The sequence below is a fragment of the Streptomyces mangrovi genome, from assembly GCF_900114215.1.
GTDB classification, from domain to species: Bacteria; Actinomycetota; Actinomycetes; order Streptomycetales; family Streptomycetaceae; genus Streptomyces; species Streptomyces barkulensis.
This window is the reverse complement of record NZ_FOSG01000003.1, coordinates 302,246-321,939: the sequence shown is the minus strand read 5'-3', so window position 1 is coordinate 321,939 and position 19,694 is coordinate 302,246. Positions and strand designations below refer to the sequence as shown.

The 19,694-nt window shown below is 75.1% G+C and carries 18 protein-coding genes; 13 read left to right on the top strand and 5 right to left on the bottom strand.

Going from position 1 to position 19,694, the window contains the following annotated elements:
* The first annotated feature begins 35 nt into the window (after positions 1 to 35).
* On the top strand, positions 36 to 1,100 hold the full coding sequence (gene trpD, locus BM237_RS06110; RefSeq protein ID WP_093848457.1) for an anthranilate phosphoribosyltransferase: 1,065 nt from the start codon (positions 36 to 38) through the stop codon (positions 1,098 to 1,100).
* A gap of 89 nt (positions 1,101 to 1,189) precedes the next feature.
* Here trpD and BM237_RS06105 read toward each other — a convergent pair whose 3' ends face one another.
* Positions 1,190 to 1,471: an Lrp/AsnC family transcriptional regulator gene (locus BM237_RS06105; protein ID WP_093848456.1), complete on the bottom strand. Its 282-nt coding sequence runs from the start codon at positions 1,469 to 1,471 to the stop codon at positions 1,190 to 1,192.
* Positions 1,472 to 1,905: 434 nt separating this feature from the next.
* Between BM237_RS06105 and BM237_RS06100 the strand changes: the two genes are divergently transcribed.
* The 5 genes from BM237_RS06100 (at position 1,906) to BM237_RS06080 (ending at position 7,622) form a co-directional block, all read left to right on the top strand.
* On the top strand, positions 1,906 to 2,151 hold the full coding sequence (locus BM237_RS06100; RefSeq protein WP_093848576.1) for a hypothetical protein: 246 nt from the start codon (positions 1,906 to 1,908) through the stop codon (positions 2,149 to 2,151).
* A gap of 22 nt (positions 2,152 to 2,173) precedes the next feature.
* Complete coding sequence (locus BM237_RS06095) at positions 2,174 to 3,526, top strand: NYN domain-containing protein (RefSeq protein ID WP_093848575.1); 1,353 nt, start codon at positions 2,174 to 2,176, stop codon at positions 3,524 to 3,526.
* Positions 3,527 to 3,860: 334 nt separating this feature from the next.
* Positions 3,861 to 4,886, top strand: coding sequence for a C40 family peptidase (locus tag BM237_RS06090; RefSeq protein WP_093848455.1), 1,026 nt, complete (start codon positions 3,861 to 3,863; stop codon positions 4,884 to 4,886).
* Between the two features lie 278 nt (positions 4,887 to 5,164).
* A complete protein-coding gene (locus BM237_RS06085) occupies positions 5,165 to 6,232 on the top strand; it encodes a C40 family peptidase (RefSeq protein WP_425443657.1) in 1,068 nt (355 codons plus the stop codon).
* Positions 6,233 to 6,320: 88 nt separating this feature from the next.
* Positions 6,321 to 7,622: a hypothetical protein gene (locus BM237_RS06080; protein ID WP_139238060.1), complete on the top strand. Its 1,302-nt coding sequence runs from the start codon at positions 6,321 to 6,323 to the stop codon at positions 7,620 to 7,622.
* Positions 7,623 to 7,661: 39 nt separating this feature from the next.
* On the opposite strand, the gene BM237_RS06075 is transcribed toward BM237_RS06080, so the two are convergent.
* On the bottom strand, positions 7,662 to 8,960 hold the full coding sequence (locus BM237_RS06075; RefSeq protein WP_093848453.1) for a glycosyltransferase 87 family protein: 1,299 nt from the start codon (positions 8,958 to 8,960) through the stop codon (positions 7,662 to 7,664).
* Positions 8,961 to 9,021: 61 nt separating this feature from the next.
* On the opposite strand from BM237_RS06075, the gene BM237_RS06070 reads away from it, so the two are divergent.
* Positions 9,022 to 10,179 carry a glycosyltransferase family 4 protein gene (locus BM237_RS06070; protein ID WP_093848573.1) on the top strand — a complete coding sequence of 386 codons (1,158 nt, stop codon included), beginning with the start codon at positions 9,022 to 9,024 and terminating at the stop codon, positions 10,177 to 10,179.
* Between the two features lie 563 nt (positions 10,180 to 10,742).
* Here BM237_RS06070 and BM237_RS06065 read toward each other — a convergent pair.
* The gene (locus tag BM237_RS06065) at positions 10,743 to 12,536 is read right to left on the bottom strand and encodes an AMP-dependent synthetase/ligase (protein ID WP_093848452.1); all 1,794 of its coding nucleotides are present in this window, start codon (positions 12,534 to 12,536) and stop codon (positions 10,743 to 10,745) included.
* Positions 12,537 to 12,830: 294 nt separating this feature from the next.
* Between BM237_RS06065 and BM237_RS06060 the strand changes: the two genes are divergently transcribed.
* The 6 genes from BM237_RS06060 (at position 12,831) to BM237_RS06035 (ending at position 18,171) form a co-directional block, all read left to right on the top strand.
* Entirely contained in the window at positions 12,831 to 13,592 is a 762-nt protein-coding gene (locus BM237_RS06060) for a metallophosphoesterase family protein (RefSeq protein ID WP_093848451.1), read from the top strand.
* A 148-nt stretch (positions 13,593 to 13,740) separates the two neighbouring features.
* Positions 13,741 to 14,190, top strand: a complete 450-nt coding sequence (locus BM237_RS06055) for an SRPBCC family protein (RefSeq protein WP_093848450.1) — start codon at positions 13,741 to 13,743, stop codon at positions 14,188 to 14,190.
* Between the two features lie 2 nt (positions 14,191 to 14,192).
* Positions 14,193 to 15,482 (top strand): ArsA family ATPase, encoded by a 1,290-nt coding sequence (locus tag BM237_RS06050; protein ID WP_093848449.1) that lies wholly within the window; start codon positions 14,193 to 14,195, stop codon positions 15,480 to 15,482.
* 142 nt (positions 15,483 to 15,624) lie between these two features.
* Positions 15,625 to 16,170 (top strand): DUF5304 family protein, encoded by a 546-nt coding sequence (locus BM237_RS06045; protein WP_093848448.1) that lies wholly within the window; start codon positions 15,625 to 15,627, stop codon positions 16,168 to 16,170.
* Between the two features lie 197 nt (positions 16,171 to 16,367).
* A complete protein-coding gene (locus BM237_RS06040) occupies positions 16,368 to 17,309 on the top strand; it encodes an ROK family glucokinase (RefSeq protein WP_093848447.1) in 942 nt (313 codons plus the stop codon).
* Between the two features lie 169 nt (positions 17,310 to 17,478).
* Positions 17,479 to 18,171, top strand: coding sequence for an endonuclease/exonuclease/phosphatase family protein (locus BM237_RS06035; protein WP_093848572.1), 693 nt, complete (start codon positions 17,479 to 17,481; stop codon positions 18,169 to 18,171).
* A 49-nt stretch (positions 18,172 to 18,220) separates the two neighbouring features.
* Here the strand turns inward: BM237_RS06035 and BM237_RS06030 are convergent, their stop codons facing one another.
* Positions 18,221 to 18,844: a hypothetical protein gene (locus tag BM237_RS06030; protein ID WP_093848446.1), complete on the bottom strand. Its 624-nt coding sequence runs from the start codon at positions 18,842 to 18,844 to the stop codon at positions 18,221 to 18,223.
* A complete protein-coding gene (locus tag BM237_RS06025; RefSeq protein WP_093848445.1) occupies positions 18,831 to 19,601 on the bottom strand; it encodes an alpha/beta hydrolase in 771 nt (256 codons plus the stop codon). Before BM237_RS06025 ends, BM237_RS06030 begins: the two co-directional genes overlap by 14 nt.
* Positions 19,602 to 19,694 lie beyond the last annotated feature (93 nt).

The window sequence follows — 19,694 nt, the reverse complement described above, 5'->3', positions numbered from 1 at the left end:
CGCCTTCGCATCCGACCACGCCAGGAGTGATTCCCATGAGCGCTGCTACGACCACCGGAGGCGACACCGTGGCGGCGCGCACCTGGCCGGACGTGCTGAGCGCCCTGCTGGCCGGCGAGGACCTGCCGGCCGGGAGCACCGCCTGGGCGATGGACCAGATCATGCGCGGCGAGGCGACCGACGCCCAGATCGCCGGGTTCGCGGTGGCGCTGCGCGCCAAGGGCGAGACGGTCGACGAGGTCACCGGACTGGTCCGCGCGATGTACGGGCACGCCAACGTGATCGAGGTGCCCGGCCCGTCCGTCGACATCGTCGGCACCGGCGGCGACCGGGCCAGAACGGTCAACATCTCGACGATGTCCGCGATCGTGGTGGCCGGGACGGGCGTGCGCGTCGTCAAGCACGGCAACCGCGCGGCCTCCAGCGCGTCCGGCTCCTCGGACGTCCTGGAGAAGCTGGGCGTCAACCTGGACCTCACCCCCGAGCGGGTCGCCGAGGTCGCGGGCGAGGCCGGGATCACCTTCTGCTTCGCGGTGAGGTTCCACCCCGCGCTGCGCCATGTGGCCGCGGCCCGCAAGGAGCTGGGCGTCGCGACCACCTTCAACTTCCTCGGCCCCCTGACCAACCCGGCCCGGGTGAAGGCCCAGGCCACCGGTGTCGCCGATGCCCGGATGGCGCCGATCATGGCGGGTGTGCTCGCCGAGCGGGGGACGTCCGCGCTGGTCTTCCGCGGCGACGACGGCCTGGACGAGCTGACGGTGACGGGCACCTCGACGGTGTGGGTGGTCCGGGGCGGCGAGGTCCGCACCGAGACCTTCGACCCGCGTGACGTCGGCGTCTCCCTGGTCCCGCTGGAGGCGCTGCGCGGTGCGGACGCCGCCCACAACGCGGACGTGGCCCGGCGGCTGCTGGAGGGGGAGAGGGGGCCGGTGCGGGACGCCGTCCTGCTGAACTCCGCGGCCGCGCTGGCCGCCCTGGAGCCCACCGGGGCGCCGCTGACCGAGCAGATCGCCGCGGGCATGGAGCGGGCCGCCCACTCCATCGACTCCGGCGCGGCCAGGGCGGCGCTGGACCGCTGGGTGGCGGCCAGCAACGCCTGAGGCCGTCCCCCGGCCCCCGGAGCGCGGGACGGCGTGAGCCCGCAGGGAGCCCGTACGGGGCCGTACGGGCTCCCTGCGGCCCGCGGGTCTCAGGAATCGAGCCCGATGGCGAAGGCGGCCTCCAGGTCGTGCTGGGAGTAGGTCCGGAAGGCGATGTGGGTCTCGGTGGACTCCACACCGGGGACCTTGCTGATGCGGCCCGGGATGACCTCCGCGAGATCGTCGTGCCGGGCCACGCGCACCATGGCGATCAGGTCGTGGGCGCCGGTCACCGAGTAGACCTCGCTGACCCCCTCCAGCGCGGCGATCTGCTCGGCGATCTCCGGGATGCGGTCGGTGCTGGTCCTGATGAGCACGATCGAGGTGATCACGGTTTTCCCTTCTTCGGGGGAGGGGCCGCGGCGGCGCCTCGGCGGGCCTTTCGCTCTCGTGGTCCCACCACAGGCGGAACTGGCCCGCTCACTGTAGCCGCCGCCCGCGGCGGGCCCACGGGCGCGGGGGACAGGGGGCGGACCGGTTCCGCGGACGGTACCGGTCCGGATACGGGCCCCCGCCGCGGCGCGCCCGGTGGCCGCCAGGCCGTAGGGTTGCGGGGATACCCCCGGCCGGGCGCCCGGGGTACACGCACCACGCGAGCATCTTCCGGGGTCCGGGGCACCCGGGTACCGGAGAACGCCGGAACACGGCGGAGCGGCAGCACGACGGCAGGACCGAAGGCAGGACGACGGCAGGACCGAAGGAAGACGCGGCAGTGGACGCGCCGCCGGCGCCGGCGGCGCGGGAAGACCGAGGAGAGGACAGGATGATGCCGGTTCCCCGACCGAACGAAGGATCGCGGTGGCGCTGCACGATGTGCGGCAACCTCACCCGCTTCGATGTGACGCGCTCCAGCAAGGTGGTGGAGTACGTCCATCTGGACCTGGCCGGGGAACCGAGGGTCGAGGAGCGCGAGGTGCTCAGTGAGACGATCGAGTCGGTGCGCTGTCGCTGGTGCAACGCGGTGGACCAGGTCGAGCTGGTGGACCGCCCCAGCTCCGGCGCGCAGGTGTGACGACGGGCAGGTGTGAACCGTGGTGGAACGGACGGGTGGTGAGCGCGGACCGGATGAGCCCGGCGAGGAGGCGCTCGACCGCCCGCTGCCCGAGAAGGTGCGCCGCCGGGTGGTGGCGCTGACGGGTGACGCGCTCGGTGGCCTCACCGTCGCCGAACTCCCCGTCCCCCTGCGGCAGTACGCCCGTTTCACCCCCCAGCGGCGGGTCCGGTTCGCGGGCAACGCGATGGCCGCCGCTCTGGAGAGCGATCCGGCCTTCCGGCAGCGCATCGCCGACCGGCTGTGCGAGGCGCTGCCGGAACTGGCCGCCTCCGTCCGGGGCGGTACGTTCCCGGCCGCCGCCGATCCCGTGGACGTGGCCGCGGTCGCCTATGTGCTGCGGCCTCAGGGCTGGGCCAAGCTCGTCACCGCCGCGACCGAGGAGGCCCAGCGGACGCAGGCCGAACGCGCCGGAGAGGAGGCGGAGCGGGAACTGGCCCGGCTCCGTGAGGAACTGGCGCAGGCCCGGGCCGCCGAGCGCGCCCACACCGAGGGGCTCCGCGCGGAACTGGACGCCGCCCGCAAGGAGACCGACTCCCTGCACCGCAGGCTGCGCAGCGCGCTCAGCGACGTCAAGCGCGGCGAGGCGGCGGTGCGCAAGGCGCGGGCCGAACTGGAGGAGGCGCGGGCCGCGGCCGCCGCGGAGAAGGCCGCGGCCGAGAGCGAGGCGCGTCGGCTGCGGTCGCGGCTGGCGGAGGCGGAGGCGGCCCTGGAGGCCGGCCGCCGCGCGGTGCGCGAGGGGCGCAGTGTGGAGGACATGCGCCTGCGGCTGCTGCTGGACACGGTGCTGGACGCCGCCCAGGGGCTGCGGCGCGAACTCGCCCTGCCGCCTCTCACACACCGTCCGGCCGAGACCGTGGACGCGGTCGAGCCGGGCCGGATGACACCGAAGGACATCGCCCGGCGCGCCCTGTCCGAGGAGGACCCCGCGCTGCTGGACCAGTTGCTGGCACTGCCTCAGGCGCATCTGGTGGTGGACGGCTACAACGTCACCAAGACCGGCTATCCGTCGCTGCCCCTGGAGAAGCAGCGGCTGCGGCTGCTGGGCGGACTGGCGGGGCTGGCGGCCCAGACCGGCGCCGAGGTGACCTGTGTCTTCGACGGGGCGGAGCTGGCGGCTCCGGTGCTGCTGGCGCCGCCGCGGGGGGTGCGGGTGCTGTTCAGCAAACCCGGGCAGACCGCCGACGAGCTGATCCGGCGTCTGGTGCGAGCGGAGCCGCCCGGCCGTCCGGTGGTCGTCGTCTCCGCCGACCGCGAGGTGGCCGACGGGGTGGCGGCGGCCGGAGCCCGCCCGGTGGCGTCGGTGCTGCTGCTGCGCAGGCTCGGCCGCACCTGAGCCGCACCCGCCCGGTGTACCGCCCGGTGCCGTGTCCGACGCCGCGTCATCTTCCCGCACGTGCCCGGAATGTCCGCCGAGAGCGGCACTCAGCGTCAGGCCGCGGTAGCCCACGGTGGAGCGATGGTAAAGGATGTGGCCGACGGGCGAGATTTTTCCTATGAGGATTTGAAGCGATCACCCCGCATGGCTAGTGTCTGGCCCGAACCTCTGCGCAGTTGATCACCCAACCGGGGTGACAGCGGAGGAACCGCCGAATCCGCGGCGCTCATCGCGGAGCCGGGTGGCCCCGGTCACTCCCGGCAGGCGGCTGAGGAAGAAGGAGCTCGCCCCAGTGGCGTCCCACCGTCGACCCAAGCAGCCGAACCGCGCACGTGTGACCGTGCTCACCGCGACCGCAGCGGCGGCGGTCGCACTGACATCCCAGACGGCCCAGGCCGACCCCAAGCCGACCAAGGACGAGGTCAAGGCCAAGGTCGACAAGCTCTACGAAGAGGCCGAGCACGCCACGGAGAAGTACAACGGCGCGAAGGAGAAGCAGGAGAAGCTGCAGAAGCAGGTCGGCAACCTCCAGGACAGCGTCGCAAGCGGTCAGGGGGAGCTGAACGACCTGCGCGACAGCCTCGGTTCGATGGCCACGGCCCAGTACCGCAGCGGCGGCCTCGACCCCTCCCTGCAGCTGTTCCTCTCCTCCGACCCGGACAGCTACCTGGCCAAGGCCTCCGCGCTCGACCAGCTCAGCAGCAAGCAGGCCGGCGCGCTGAAGAAGATCCAGGCCAAGCAGCGGACCCTCTCGCAGCAGCGCGAGGAGGCATCCGAGAAGCTGAAGGACCTGGAGGACACCCGCAAGGAACTCGGCGACAAGAAGAAGAAGATCCAGGGCAAGCTCGCCGAGGCCCGGCGGCTGCTGAACACCCTCACCGCCGAGGAGCGCGCCGAGCTCGCCAGGCAGGAGGAGCGCGCCAACCGCGCCTCCTCGGCCCGCGTGGACCTCGGCAGCTCGGCCTCCGCCACGCAGCGCGCCTCGGCCGCCCTCAACGCGGCCAAGTCCAAGCTGGGTTCCCCCTACGTCTGGGGCGCGACCGGCCCGAGTTCCTTCGACTGCTCCGGGCTGACCTCCTGGGCCTACAGCCAGGCCGGCGTCTCCCTGCCGCGCACCTCGCAGTCCCAGGCCAACGCGGGCACCCGCATCTCCCGGAGCCAGCTCACCCCCGGCGACCTGGTCTTCTTCTACAACGACCTGCACCACGTCGGCCTCTACGCGGGCAACGGGCAGATCCTGCACGCCCCGAAGCCCGGCGCCAACGTGCGCTACGAGTCGATCAACAACATGCCGTTCATGTTCGGCGTGCGCGTCTGACCGGCTGTCACCTCCGCTTTCCAGCCTCCTCCGTACGGGTGAATCCCGGCGGGGGAGGCTTTTCGCCGTCCTCTTCCGCCTCCCGCCGCCGGCCGGGCCCGACCCGGCCCCAACCTGCCTCTGACCTGCCTGTGAACCGGTCCCGGCCCGCGCCGCGGTTCCGCGCCGGGGGAGGAGCGCCGCGCGATGGGCGGTGCGGCGGTCCGTGAACGGAGTGTGTCCGTGCCGCTACTGTCGGCGGCCACCGTCCTCGAAGCGGAAGGGAGAGCGGTTCCGCCGTGGTCTCGCAGCCTTCGCCCCGACACGCCCCCCGCCGTTCCGGATCCCGCCGGCACGCCTCCTCCTTTGGCCTGTCCGGGCTGGGCACCCGGGTCACCGCGCTGTCCGCCGCCGCGGGCGCGGCGGCGGTGCTGACGGCGGCCCCGGCGGGGGCCGACCCCGCGGACGGCGCGGCCCCGGCCGCGCTGAGCGCGCGAGTGGACCGGCTCTACGCCGACGCGGAGCGGGCCACCGAGCGCTACAACACCGTTTCCGAACGCGTGGAGGACCTGCGCGAGCAGGTCGAGAGGGCCCAGGACGGGGCCGCCCGCGACCAGGCCAGGGTCAACCGGATGCGCGGGGACCTGGGCTCCCTGGCGAGCGCGCAGTACCGCTCCGGCGGCATCGACCCGGCCCTCGCGCTGCTCCTGTCCGAGGGGCCGGAGGAGTACCTCGCCAAGGCCGCCACCCTCGACCGGATCAACAGCCGCCAGGCGGCCAAGCTCAAGGCGTTCCGCGGCGCGGTGCGCGCGCTGGAGCAGCAGCGCACCGAGGCCGGCGGGAAACTCGCCGAACTGCGGCGCCGGCGCGCGGCCCTGGGCGAGCACCGCGAGACCGTGCAGCGCAAACTCGCGGCCGCACAGCGGCTGCTCAACCGGCTCCCGCCCGAGGAGCGCGCCGCCCGCGGGCACGCCTCGCGCGACGGCGGACATCCCGGCGCGCCGATGGAGCCGGCCCCCTCGTCGCGGGCCGCCGCGGCGGTCGCCGCGGCCCGCGGGGCGGTCGGCGCGCCGTACGCCTGGGGCCAGGCCGGCCCTCACGCCTTCGACTGCTCGGGCCTGACCTCCTGGGCGTACGCCCGGGCCGGGGTCTTCCTGCCGCGCACCTCGCAGGGACAGTTGCACGCCGGGCGGCACGTACCGCTGGAGCGGGCCCTCCCCGGCGATCTGGTCGTCTACCGGTCGGACGCCAGCCACGTGGGGATGTACGTCGGCGGCGGACAGGTCGTCCACGCCCCGCGCCCTGGGGCACGGGTGCGGTACGACCCGGTCGGGATGATGCCGGTCGCCGCCGTGGTCCGGCCCTGACCTCGTCCCCGGTGCCGGCCTCGGCCCTGGCCCCGGCCCTGAGCCCGATCCTCCGCGCGCCCCGGGACGGGACCGTACGATCAGCGGTGTGACACACAGGTGGCGGAGGGCGTCGGCGGTGCCGGCCGTACTGGTGGCCGGGCTGCTGGCGTTCCAGTCGGGCTGTGTGGAGCGGGACCGGGACGGCGCCGCGGAGCGCGGACTGTTCCAGGCGGTGCTGGACCGCCAGGCCGAGGCGGTGCTCGCCGGCGACCGCGAGGCGTACCTGTCCACCGTCGATCCGCGCGCGGACGGCTACCGGGACGCCCAGCGCACGGTGTTCGGCAACCTCGCGCGGCTGCCGGTCGACCACTGGTCCTACCGCGTCACCGCCACCGGCGACGACGCCTTCCCGCTTCCGGAGGACGGGGGCGCCGGCCCCCGGCGGGTCGCGGTCCGGGCCGAACTGCGCTACCGGTTCGAAGGCTACGACCCCGCACCGGTGCGGGACGTGGAGTACCTGACCCTCACCGAGCGGAAGGGCCGCTGGTACGTCTCCTCCGACGGCGACGGCGACGGCGACGGCGGCGACGGTGACGGTGACGGCGACGGTGACGGCGGCCGTCGCGGCACCCAGCAGCTCTGGGAACAGGGCGAGATGACCGTCGTACGCGGCGAGCGGAGCCTGGTGCTGGGGGTGGGCCGCCCGGAGTTCGACCTGCGCGCCCTGGCGGACGACGCCGACCGCGCGGTCCCCGGCGCCGGCGAGGCCTGGCCGCGCGACTGGCCGCGCCGGGTGCTGGTCCAGGCCCCCGCCACACTGGAGCGGATGGCCGGCCTCCTGGGCGGCCCGCCCTCCTCCTACCGCGGCATCGCCGCCGTCACCACCGGAGAGGCGGGCGGAGGGGGCGGGGCGCCCGCCGAGCGGATCGTGGTCAACCCGGAGGCCTACTGGCTGCTGGGCGAGGAGGGGCGGCGGATCGTCATGACCCACGAGGTCACCCATGTGGCCACCCGTGAACACACCACCGAGTCCACCCCGCTGTGGCTGTCGGAGGGCTTCGCCGACTGGGCCGCCTACCGGGGAGTGGACCGGTCGCCCGCCCGGATCGCCCCCCTGCTGGCCGACGCCGTCCGCGACGGCGAGGTGCCCCGCAGACTGCCTACGGACGAGGAGTTCGCCTTCGACGGGGACGCCGACCGGCTCGCCCGCTCCTACGAGAGCGGCTGGCTGCTGTGCCGGATGGTGGCGCAGCGGTGGGGCGAGGAGAAGCTGGTCGAGCTGTACCTGGCGGCGGGCGAGTCCGGGGGCGGCATGGACCCGGTGGTCCGCGAGGTGCTCGGCACCGGCATGGACCAGCTCACCGAGCGCTGGCGCGAGTACGTACGGCGGGAGCTGGGCGGGCGGTAGCGCCCGCGGCCGCACCGGCGCGACACCGTGCGGGGCGCCTCACCGGGAGACCAGTCCGCCCTCCGGCTCCGGCGCCTCCGCGCCCCTGCCGCGCTCGTCCCCGTCCTCCCCGTCCCCGGCGCCCCCGGGGGCCCCCTCCGTACGGCGCAGGGGCTCGGTCACCGTCGTGCGCCACAGCCGGGCGCAGGCCAGCACCGCGGCGGCGACCAGCAGTCCGTTGCGCACCACCAGCAGCGTGACGCCCAGGGCGTCGCTCGCCACCACACTGCCGAAGTTGAGGGGGAACTCCAGCAGCGTCACCCCCGTCGCCACGACCACCAGCACGGCGGGCAGCCCCTGCCGACCGGTGCGCAGCGTCACGCACACCGCCGCCAGGCCCACCAGCCAGACCATGTACTGCGGGCTGATGACCCGGCTGGTGACGGTGAACAGCAGCACCGCGGCGAACGCGGCGTCCGCCGCGGTGGACGCCGTCCACTCCACCGCGCGCAGCCGCCACCGCAGCATCCAGCCGAAGGCGGCGGCGGTGCACAGCAGCGCCGCGGTGCTCACCAGGTCCACGTACGGGCCCAGGAACTCCACCGAGCCGTAGTTCAGCAGCACCTGGCCCTCCCAGCCGAAGTGCCGCGCCACGTGGAAGACCAGGGCGCCCACCGACTCGACCTCGGTGCCGCGGTCGCGCTGGTGGGTGAGGAAGTCCAGCGCGCCGGGCATGGCGGCGGCGAACGCGGTGGTCAGCACCAGGGCCGCCGCCACGGCCGCGCCCCACACGGCGCGGGTGACGCGCCCGCGCGGCGTGCCCACCAGCAGCAGCGCGGGCCACACCTTCAGCAGCGCCCCGAAGGCCGCCAGCGCCCCGGCCGTGCGCGGGCTGCGGGACAGCGCCAGCAGCGCGGCGACCGCGACGGCGGTGACCATCAGGTCGTAGCGGGCGTACACCGTCGGGCCCAGCAGCGGCACCCCGGCCACCCACACCCACGCTCCCGCACGGCTGCGGCCACGGCCGCGGCCCCGCTCCGGCCCGGTACCGCGCCGTGAGGCGTACAGCAGCAGCGCGAACGCGGCGGCGTCGGCGGCGCAGGCCAGTACGTAGAACGCGGCCGGGTACTCCAGGAAGGGCAGCAGCGCGGGGGAGAGGATCGCCAGCGCCGCGGCGGGCGGGTACTGCCAGGTGACGTCGTCCGGCGGGAAGACACCGGTGCTCAGCACCCGGTACCAGCCCTGGTAGATCACCGAGACGTCGCTGGTGACGTCCGGCCCCGGCACCGTGATCACCTTGAACACGCACAGGAGCAGCACGGTCCGGGTGGCGGCCCAGGCCGCGATCAGGAGGCGCATGGACCGACCGTACCGGGTGCCGACACGGCGCCCCGAGGGGCAGCGGGTACTGTCGGCGGCGATGGACAAGACCCTGATCGTCACCAACGACTTCCCGCCCCGGCCCGGCGGCATCCAGGCCTTCCTGCACAGCATGGCGCTGCGGCTGGACCCGGAGCGGGTCGTCGTCTACGCCTCGACCTGGAAGCGCGGCCGGGAGGGCGCCGAGGCCACCGCGCGCTTCGACGCGGAGCAGCCCTTCACCGTCGTGCGCGACTCCACCACCATGCTGCTGCCGACCCCGCGCGTGACGCGCCGTGCGGCCTCGCTCCTGCGCGAACACGGATGTGCGTCGGTGTGGTTCGGGGCGGCGGCGCCGCTGGGGCTGATGGCCCCCGCGCTGCGCCGGGCGGGGGCGCGGCGGCTGGTGGCGACCACCCACGGCCACGAGGCCGGCTGGGCCGGGCTGCCGGCCGCCCGGCAGTTGCTGCGGCGCATCGGCGAGGGCACCGACACCCTCACCTACCTCGGCGAGTACACCCGCTCCCGGATAGCCGCCGCGCTCACCGGCGAGGCGGCGGCGCGGATGGTCCATCTGCCGCCGGGCGTCGACGAGAAGACCTTCCACCCCGGCTCCGGCGGCGACGCGGTGCGCGAGCGGCTGGGCCTGGCCGGCCGCCCGGTCGTGGTGTGCGTCTCGCGGCTGGTGCCGCGCAAGGGCCAGGACACCCTCGTCCGCGCCATGCCGCGGATCCTGGCCGAGGTGCCCGAGGCGGTGCTGCTGATCGTCGGCGGGGGGCCGTACGGGCAGGCGCTGCGGAAGCTGGCCGAGGAGACCGGTGTGGCCGGCTCGGTCCGCTTCACCGGCGCGGTGCCGTGGGAGGAGCTGCCCGCCCACTACGGCGCGGGCGACGTCTTCGCCATGCCCTGCCGCACCCGCCGCGGCGGGCTCGACGTGGAGGGGCTCGGCATCGTCTACCTGGAGGCGTCGGCGACCGGGCTGCCGGTCGTCGCCGGCGACTCCGGCGGCGCTCCCGACGCCGTGCTGGACGGGGAGACCGGCTGGGTGGTGCGTGGCGGCGCCCCGGGCGGCGAGGCGGCCGCCGAGACGGCCGACCGCATCGTGAATCTGCTCAAGGACCCCGCGCTGCGCCGCCGGATGGGCGAGCGCGGCCGTGCGTGGGTCGAGGAGCGCTGGCGCTGGGACCTGCTGGCCGAGCGGCTGCGGGCACTGCTCTAGCGCGCCGCCGCGCCGCCGCGCCGCCGCGCCGCCCGGCTCTCCGGACGAGGACCGGCCCGGTGGCCCTGGAAGGTGGAGGGCAGGCCTCGCCCTGATCCCGCCGCCGGACCGACGCGGGCGGGGGGCGGCCCACGGATCCTCCTGCCCGCACCCGGCCCTCCTCCGCGAGCCTGCTGTGCCGGCAGCGGCACCGGGCACGGCCGTCTCGACCCGCCCGGCCGCGCGCCCGTGGCGGTGGAGAGGAAACGTCCGGCGTACGACCGGACGAGGGGCGTCGAAGAGTTTCCGGCCGCCGACCGCATCGGGGCCGGGCCCCGCCTGCCCTGTGCGTCACCGCGCGGTACTCTCCCCGGCCGCGGCGGCCGGGGCCCGCTTCCGGGCTCCCCCGCTTCCGGGCGCGCGCGGAAGGCGCTGCCTCCCGGCCGGACGGGCCCACCCCGGAGAGGACGGCGAACGCCAAACCGCCCCGGTCCGGACGGAAGGACTTCCGTCCGGACCGGGGCGGTCCGTGTGTCCCGGGGCGTTACGCGCAGCCGCGCGAAACGCGCGCGGCGGACGCCGCGTTACGCGTACAGCGCCTCGATCTCCTGCGCGAAGTCCTTGGCGACCACACCGCGCTTGAGCTTCATCGAGGGCGTCAGATGGCCGGAGTCCTCGGTGAACTGGGCCGCCAGGAGGCGGAACTTGCGCACCGACTCCGCACGGGAGACGGCCGCGTTGCCGTCGTCCACCGCCTGCTGGACGGCCGCCAGCAGCTCGGGGTCCTCCAGCAACCGCTCCCCGGACAGGCCGGACTTGCCGTGCTCCTCGGCCCAGCGGGGCAGGAACTCCTCGTCCAGCGTGATCAGCGCGGCGACGAACGGGCGGCCGTCGCCGACCACCATGCATTCGGCGACCAGGGCGTGGGCCCGGATGCGGTCCTCGATGACGGCCGGGGCGACGTTCTTGCCGCCCGCCGTCACCAGGATCTCCTTCTTGCGGCCGGTGATGGTGAGGTAGCCGTCCTCGTCGAGGGTGCCGATGTCGCCGGTGTGGAACCAGCCGTCCTCCATCGCCTCGGCGGTGGCGGCCTCGTTGTTCCAGTAGCCGCTGAACAGGTGCTCGCCGCGCAGCAGCACCTCGCCGTCGTCGCCGATGCGGACCGTCGAGCCCGGCAGCGGCTGCCCGACCGTGCCGACCTTCGGACGGTCGTAGGGGTTGAAGGCGGTGGGCGCGCAGGACTCGGTCAGGCCGTAGCCCTCCAGCACGGTGAAGCCGATGCCGCGGTAGAAGTGCCCCAGCCGCTCGCCCAGCGCCGCGCCGCCGGAGATGGCATGGGTGGCCCGGCCGCCGAGGACCGCGCGCAGCTTGCCGTAGACCAGCTTGTCGAAGAGTCTGTGCCTCAGCTTCAGGCCCAGCGAGGGGCCGGAGGCGGTGTCCAGCGCGCGGCTGTAGGCGATCGCGGTGTCGGCGGCCCGGTCGAAGATCCGCCCCTTGCCCTCGCCCTGGGCCTTGGCCCGCGCCGAGTTGTAGACCTTCTCGAACACCCGCGGCACGCCCAGGATCAGCGTCGGGCGGAAACCCGCGAGGTCGTCGGTGAGCTGCTTGATGTCGGGGCTCAGGCCGAGCCGGATCGGCGCCATGACGGCGGCGATCTGCACCATGCGGCCGAAGACGTGGGCGACCGGCAGGAAGAGCAGCACCGAGCCCTCGCCGGGGACGAACAGCGGCTTGAGCCGCTCGACCACGTTGCCGCAGTCGGCGAAGAACGCCCGGTGGGACAGGACGCAGCCCTTGGGACGGCCGGTGGTGCCGGAGGTGTAGACGATGGTGGCCGGGGCGTCGGCGCCGGCGGCGCCGCTGTGCTCGTCCAGGACCGCGTCGGTGATCTGCGTGCCGGAGTCGGCCAGTTTCCGCACCGCGCCGTCGTCGATGATCCACAGGTCCGCCAGCCGGGGCAGCCGGTCGCGCACGGACTCCACAGCGGCGGCGTGGGCGCCGCTCTCCACGACGCAGCCGACCGCGCCGGAGTCGGACAGGATCCACTGGATCTGCTCGGGAGAGCTGGTCTCGTAGATGGGCACGGTCACCGCGCCGGCGCTCCAGACGGCGAAGTCCAGCAGCGTCCACTCGTAGCGGGTGCGCGACATCAGGCCGATCCGGTCACCGGGGCGCACGCCCGCCGCGATCAGGCCCTTGGCGGCGGCCCGCACCTCCGCCAGGAACTCCCGGGCGGTCAGGTCCTCCCAGCCGCCCTTGGCGTCCTTGCGGGCGATGACCGGGAGGTCGGGGTGCTGTGCGGCGTTGCGGCGGATGAGATCGGTCAGATTTCCGTCCGCGGGCACCTCGTACAGGGCCGGAAGGCTGAACTCGCGCAAAACTGATGCTCCTCATCGGCGCCGCCGCGGATCCGCCGGGAAACGGAACCTCCGTCGGCTCTGGCCCAAGACGTAGCGTCTTGAGGGTGGACGGCCACGGACGTTACCCACCGGTACGGGGCTCGGGATAGGGGGTGGCGCCGAGATGTTCGGTGCGTCACACACCACGGGACTGTCACCAGCAGGGTAGTCCACCCACCCGGCGGCAACGAGGGAGCCGCAGGTCCAAGGGGGTGCGCGCGGGCCCTCCGCGCGCCGGGGCGCGGGTTCTGGCGCGGGTTCTAGGGTGGCCTCATGCGAGTCCATGTGGTGAGCGACGTACACGGCAACAGCCGGGACCTGGCCGCGGCCGGCGAGGGCGCGGACGCACTGGTCTGCCTGGGCGATCTCGTGCTGTTCATCGACTACGCCGACCACACCCGCGGCATCTTCCCCGACCTCTTCGGCGCGGAGAACACCACCCGGTACGTCGGGCTGCGCACCGCGCGCCGCTTCGACGAGGCCCGCGAGCTGTCGGCCCGGCTCTGGGCCGACGTGGACAAGGCGGGGGCGGTGGAGGCGGCCGTGCGCCGCCAGTACGCCGAGCTGTTCGCGGCCTTCCCCGCCCCCACCTACGCCACCTACGGCAACGTGGACCTCCCCGCGCTGTGGCCCGAGTACGCCCGTGAGGGCACCACCGTCCTGGACGGGCGGACGGCCGACATCGGCGGCCTGCGCTTCGGCTTCGTCGGCGGCGGGCTGCCCAGCCCGATGCGCACGCCCTTCGAGGTCGACGAGGAGACGTACGCGGCCAAGGTCGCCGCCCTCGGCGAGGTCGACGTGCTGTGCTCCCACATCCCGCCCCTGGTGCCCGAGCTGTGCTACGACACCGTCGCCCGCCGTTTCGAGCGCGGCAGCGAGGCGCTGCTGGAGGCCGTCCACGCGGTGCGGCCCCGGTACGCCCTCTTCGGCCACGTCCACCAGCCCCTGGTGCGGCGCACGCGGATCGGCCGGACCGAATGCGTGAACGTCGGCCACTTCAACGCCACCGGCAGGCCCTGGGTCCTGGAGTGGTGACGGCGCCGGGCGGACGGGAACGCGGACGGGAGGGGAAGCGCGCGGGGAGGCGGGGGCGGGCGGTCCGCCGCGTCCGCGCGCGATAGCCTTCCCCCGCAGACGGCGGCGGACCACGAGCCGGGCGCAGCAACGCGGAGGAGCCACAGGGATGGCCGAGCACACCAGGTCGAGCATCATCGTCGAGGCGGCACCGGCCGAGGTGATGGAGGTGATCGCCGACTTCGAGCGCTACCCGGAGTGGACCGGCGAGGTCAAGGAGGCCGAGGTGCTCTCCACCGACGACCGCGGCCGGGCCGAGCGGGTACGGCTGCTGCTCGACGCCGGGGCCATCCGGGACGAGCACACCCTCGCCTACGAGTGGGCCGGTCCCGAGGAGGTCCGCTGGTCCCTGGTGAGGTCGCAGATGCTGCGCACCCTGGACGGCGTGTACCGCCTGCGGGCCCTCGACGGCGGCAGCCGCACCGAGGTGACCTACCAGCTCACCGTGGACGTGAAGATCCCCATGCTCGGCATGATCAAGCGCAAGGCCGAGAAGGTCATCATCGACCGCGCTCTGGACGGGCTGAAGAAGCGCGTCGAGAGCGGCGCCAAGTCCTGAGCGTGGAGGGCACCCGGACGCGCACGGTCCTGGTCACCGGCGGCGGGGGCGGCGGACGCACCACCGTCGCCGCCGCCACCGCGCTGGCGGCGGCCGGAAGCGGCCGCCGCACCCTGCTGCTCAGCGCCGAGGACCCGGCGCTGCTGGGGGCGCTGTTCGGCACGGACGGTACGGGCGGCGCGGACGGCGTGTGCGGGGAGGGAGCCTCCCGCGAGGTCGCGCCCGGCCTGGTCCTGTCCCGTCTCGACTCCGGCGCCGACTTCCGGGCCCGCGCCGTGGCCCTCCAGGAACGCGCCCGCTCCGCCCTGGACCTACTGGGCGCCGAGCCGCTGGAGGACGACGAGCTGGCCGAGCCGCCCGGAGCCGACGCCTTCGCCCTGCTGCGCGCCCTGCGCTCGGCGCACGACCCGGCCGCGCACGACCCCGCCGGGGGCGGCCCGTACGACCTGGTCGTGGCCGACATGCCGCCGGTCGGGCCGGCCGTGCGCACCCTGGCGCTGCCCGAGCACACCCGGCGCTGGCTGCGGCGGCTGCTGCCGCCCGAGCGGCAGGCCGCCCGAGCGCTGCGGCCGGTGCTGGCCCAGCTCGCCGGGGTGCCGATGCCCGCCCGCTCGCTCTACGAGGCCGCAGGCCGGCTGGACCGCGAACTCGCCGCCGTACAGGCGGTGGTCGAGTCGCCGGGGACGACCGTGCGGCTGGTCGTCGAGCCCGGCCCCGCCGCCGTCCGCGCGCTGCGCGCCGCCCGGGCCGGACTCGCGCTGCACGGCCTGGTGCCGGACGCCGTGGTCGCCAACCGGCTGCTGCCCACCGCCTCGCCCGACCCCTGGCTGGCGGGCCTGGCGTCCCGCCAGCAGGAGGCGCTCAAGGATCTGCTGGACGACTGCCCGTCCGGCCCGGCGGCCGTGTGCGAGCTGCCGCACCTGGGGCGGGAGCCGCAGGGCGCGGCCGACCTCGGCGAACTGGCGGAGCGGCTCCCGCCCGTCCCACCGCCCGGCCCCTCGTCCGGAGCCGCCCCGGGCGGGGACCGGGCCGAGGACCCGTGGACGGTGGAGGACCGGCTGGCGGACGAGGGCGTCCTGCTGTGGCGGCTGCTGCTGCCCGGCGCCGTCCGCGAGACGCTGTCCCTGGTGCGCCGCGGCGACGAGGTCGTCGTCACCACCGGGCCGTTCCGCCGGGTGCTGCCGCTGCCCGCCGCGCTGTGCCGCTGCGCGGTGGCCGGTGCCCGGCTGGCCGACGGCGAGCTGACGGTGCGCTTCGAGCCCGAACCCGGGCTGTGGCCCGCGCGGGACTGACCGAGGGAGCCCGTCCGACGCCCCGGGCGCCGCCGGGGCGTTCGGGTAACGTCGAGGAGGAGGGACCGCCCGCCGGGCGCCCCTCCGCCACACGCCGCGGACCGCCGCGGCCCCGCCGCAGCCACCGCCCCAGGAGCCCGCCATGAGTGATGCCACCGAGCGCCCCTCCCACGACGCGGACCCGGGCGCCGATTCCGACGCCTGGGCCACCGCCTGCGAGGAGGACCTCGCCGCCGAGCGCGAGCGCCGCCGCGAGCGGTACGGAACCCCGCCCGGGAGCGCCGCCGAGGAGCTGCTCAAGCTGGCCGAGGCGGTCACGGGGAAGCTCGCCGAACTCGGGGGGCCGCTGGCCGGCCCCGCCGCCCGGGGCGCGGTGCGGCAGTTCGCCCACTTCGCCGACCGCGCCAGAGCGGCGGTGGAACCCGTCGTCGAACGCAACCCGGAGGTCTTCGACCACCTCGCCGCCGCGGGCGGCGAGTTGCTGGCCGCCTACCGCGCCGCGGTGACGGACCAGGAGGGGCGCTGGACCCGGGCGGGAGCGGGCGGCGGCGCGGCGGAGGACGGCGGCGAAGCCCGGGGCGAGAAGGACGAGAAGACGGACGAGAAGGACGAGAAGGGCCGGGACGAGAAGGGCCGGGGCGGCGAGGGGGAGGGCCCCGCCGGATCCCAGCGGATCGACCTCGACTGACCTCCGCTCCGGCTCCCGCCCCGGCCGGAAGCCGGCCGGAAGCCGGCCGGAACCAGGCCGGGGAACCCTTCGGATGCCGTTCGGACGGTGTTCAGGCCTTGTACGGACCGGGTTGGGTTTCGCAGTCGGTCCGTTCAAGCCTCCGCCCTCCGGTACGGTTGTGCACAGCGGGGATCGACCGAGTAACTGAGGGACACATGGGACTCACCATCGGCGTCGACATCGGCGGTACGAAGATCGCGGCCGGCGTGGTCGACGAAGAGGGCGCGATCCTCGAAACCAGCACGGTGCCCACCCCGCCCACCGCCGAGGGCGTCATCGACGCCATCGCGGAGGCGGTCCGCACCGTCAGCACCGGGCACGAGATCGAGGCGGTCGGCATCGGCGCCGCCGGCTACGTCGACGACAAGCGGGCCACCGTCCTGTTCGCCCCCAACATCAAGTGGCGCAACGAGCCGCTCAAGGACAAGGTCGAGCAGCGCGTCGGCCTCCCGGTCGTCGTCGAGAACGACGCCAACGCCGCGGCCTGGGGCGAGTACCGCTTCGGCGCCGGCCACGGCCACGACGACGTCGTGTGCATCACGCTCGGCACCGGACTGGGCGGCGGCATCATCATCGGCGGGAAGCTCCACCGCGGACGGTTCGGCGTCGCGGCGGAGTTCGGCCACGTCCGGGTCGTGCCCGACGGCCTGCTGTGCGGCTGCGGCAGCCAGGGCTGCTGGGAGCAGTACGCCTCGGGCCGTGCCCTGGTCCGCTACGCCCGCCAGCGCGCCAACGCCACCCCCGAGAACGCGAAGATCCTGCTCGCCCTGGGCGACGGGACCCCGGAGGGCATCGAGGGCCGGCACATCAGCCAGGCCGCCCGGCAGGGCTGCCCGGTGGCCGTCGACTCCTTCCGCGAGCTGGCCCGCTGGGCCGGAGCGGGGCTGGCCGACCTGGCCTCCCTCTTCGACCCCTCCGCGTTCATCGTCGGCGGCGGCGTCTCGGACGAGGGCGACCTCGTCCTCGAACCGATCCGCAAGTCCTTCCGCCGCTGGCTGGTGGGCAGCCAGTGGCGCCCGCACGCCCAGGTGCTCGCCGCCCAGCTCGGCGGCAGGGCCGGTCTGGTGGGCGCGGCCGACCTGGCCCGCCAGGGCTGACGGCGCAAGGGGGACGCGGGTGAGCGAGGCCGCCGGAAACGGGGACTCCCCCGGGAACGGAACCGGACCCGAGCCCGAGCCCGGGTCCGGGCAGGTCCCCGGACGCACGGCGCCCGGGGACCTGCCCGCGTCCCGCACCGAGCCCGACAGCTCGGCCGTCGTCCGGCTGATGAGCTACAACATCCGCTCCATGCGCGACGACACGGACGCGCTGGCCCGGGTCGTCCGGGCCTGCGCGCCCGACGTCCTCTGCGTCCAGGAGGCGCCCCGCTTCTTCCGCTGGCGCAAGTACGCGGCCCGCCTCGCCCGGGAGACGGGCCTGGTCCACGTCACGGGCGGGGCGACCGCCACCGGGCCGATGATCCTGTCCTCGCTCCGCGCCCATGTGGAGCGCAGCGAGGACGTACTGCTGCCGCGCACCCCCGGCCTGCACCGCCGCGGCCTGGCCACGGCGGTGCTGCGCTTCGGTCCCGCCGCCCGGCTGGCGGTGGTCTGCTGCCACCTCAGCCTGGCCGAGAAGGAGCGGTACGCCCAGGCCGGGATGGTCCTGGACCACCTGGCGGGCATGGGGGCGGACGCCGCGGTGGTGGCCGGCGACCTCAACGACGAGCCCGACGGCCGGGCCTTCCGCCGTCTGGCCGCCGATCTCCAGGACGGCTGGACCACCGGAGCGTGGGGCGGCGAACTCACCTCGACCGCGGCCGAGCCCCGCAAGCGCATCGACGCCGTGCTGGCCACCGGGGCGGTGGAGGTGCTGGGCTGCGGTGTGCCCGCCGGCCTCCCGGGCGTCACCGACGCGGACCTGAAGGCGGCCACCGACCATCTGCCGGTCCTGGCCGCCCTGCGCGTACCCGCCGCGTAGCCCGGGCCCACCCGCACGGCCCGGGCCCACCACCGGTCCGGCCGGCCCGTCAGACCACGGCGCCGCGCCCCGGATCCTCGAAGTCGTCGTCCTCGTCGTCGCGCATCCGCGTCACCAGCGCCGCGAAACCGCCCAGGAACCCGCCGATGCCCAGGGTGGCGATCCACCACGTCACCGGCTGCTGGAACAGGATGGTCAGCATCAGCAGCAGCGGGCCGCCCAGGACCGCCAGCCAGGCGAAGCGGCTCGCGGGGTCCCCCTTGGGCAGCGGAGGGGGCTCGGGCGGCACGAAGTGGCCCTCGTCGTCCTCGCCGAGGTCGTCGTCGGACGGCTCGGCCGGGCTCCAGTCGCGCGGTCCGGAGCCGGCCGCGTACACGGTGAAGCCGCGTACCGGGAGGCCGCCGGCCTCCGGCCCGGAGCGCTCGCCGCCCCCCTCGCCGGTCCCGCCGGGGCCTTCGGTCCCGTCTTCCCCGCCGGGTACGCCGGTTCCGCCGGCCTTGTCCTCCTCGCCGGTTCCGCCGGCTCCGCCGGTCCCGCCGGGTCCGCCGCCGCGCCGCTCCTCCTCCGGAGGGCTCGCGGGTTCCTCCCCGTAGGCGGCCACGATCTGGGCCCAGGCGGCCTCCTCGTCCAGGGGCTCCGGGCCCTCGCCGCGGCCCTGCTCACGCTCCGTCACGTGCCGTCTTCCTCGCTGTGAGGCGGGTGATGAATCCGTAGGAGTCCGCGAAGATCCGCTCCGCGTCGTGGTCCAGCGTGGCCACGTGCAGGCTCCGCTCCAGCACCGTCTCGGTGACGTCGCGGGAGGAGACCCGCTCCAGGATCAGCGCCGAGTCCGAGGGGGACACGACGTGGTCCACGCGGCTGTGCAGGAGCAGCAGCGGCCGGGTGACCCGGGGCAGCTCCCCGCGCACCGTCCGCAGCAGGTCGTACAGGGAGTGGGCGGCGTGCAGCGGCACCCGGTCGTAGCCGACCTCGACCGCGCCCTCCCTGGCGATGTCGCCGGTGACGCCCCGGGTGGAGGGGAGCAGATGACGCAGGACGGGCAGCGCGTACCCCTGGATCCGCGGGAGGGTGGCGGCCGGGTTGACCGCCACGACCCCGCTGACCGCGTCGCCGTGCAGGGCGGCCAGCCGCAGCGCGAGCGCCCCGCCCATCGACAGACCGCAGACGAAGACCTGCTCGCAGCGCTCGCGCAGCCGGCGCAGTTCGAGCTCGACGGTCGCGTACCAGTCCTGCCAGCCGGTGACCGCCAGGTCCTGCCAGCGCGTGCCGTGGCCGGGCAGCAGCGGCAGCGAGACGGTCAGGCCCTGGTCGGCCAGATAGCGGGCCCAGGGGCGCATCGACTGCGGACAGCCGGTGAAACCGTGACACAGCAGGACGCCGACCTCGCCGCCGTCATGGCGCAGCGGTTCGGCACCGGGGAGCAGGGGCACCGTGGATCTCCGTTCGGTGGTCGACTCGGTGGGGCGCCCGGCACGGGCGGGGGTGCTGCCACCCTACGCGTGCGCGCGGTGACCGGGTAGGCC

Excerpts from the sequence above, each read along its gene's own strand:
- trpD (WP_093848457.1), top strand. The coding sequence starts at position 36 with ATGAGCGCTGCTACGACCACCGGAGGCGACACCGTGGCGGCGCGCACC.
- BM237_RS06100 (WP_093848576.1), top strand. The coding sequence starts at position 1,906 with ATGCCGGTTCCCCGACCGAACGAAGGATCGCGGTGGCGCTGCACGATG.
- BM237_RS06075 (WP_093848453.1), bottom strand. The coding sequence starts at position 8,960 with ATGCGCCTCCTGATCGCGGCCTGGGCCGCCACCCGGACCGTGCTGCTC.
- BM237_RS06070 (WP_093848573.1), top strand. The coding sequence starts at position 9,022 with ATGGACAAGACCCTGATCGTCACCAACGACTTCCCGCCCCGGCCCGGC.
- BM237_RS06060 (WP_093848451.1), top strand. The coding sequence starts at position 12,831 with ATGCGAGTCCATGTGGTGAGCGACGTACACGGCAACAGCCGGGACCTG.
- BM237_RS06055 (WP_093848450.1), top strand. The coding sequence starts at position 13,741 with ATGGCCGAGCACACCAGGTCGAGCATCATCGTCGAGGCGGCACCGGCC.
- BM237_RS06045 (WP_093848448.1), top strand. The coding sequence starts at position 15,625 with ATGAGTGATGCCACCGAGCGCCCCTCCCACGACGCGGACCCGGGCGCC.
- BM237_RS06040 (WP_093848447.1), top strand. The coding sequence starts at position 16,368 with ATGGGACTCACCATCGGCGTCGACATCGGCGGTACGAAGATCGCGGCC.
- BM237_RS06035 (WP_093848572.1), top strand. The coding sequence starts at position 17,479 with ATGAGCTACAACATCCGCTCCATGCGCGACGACACGGACGCGCTGGCC.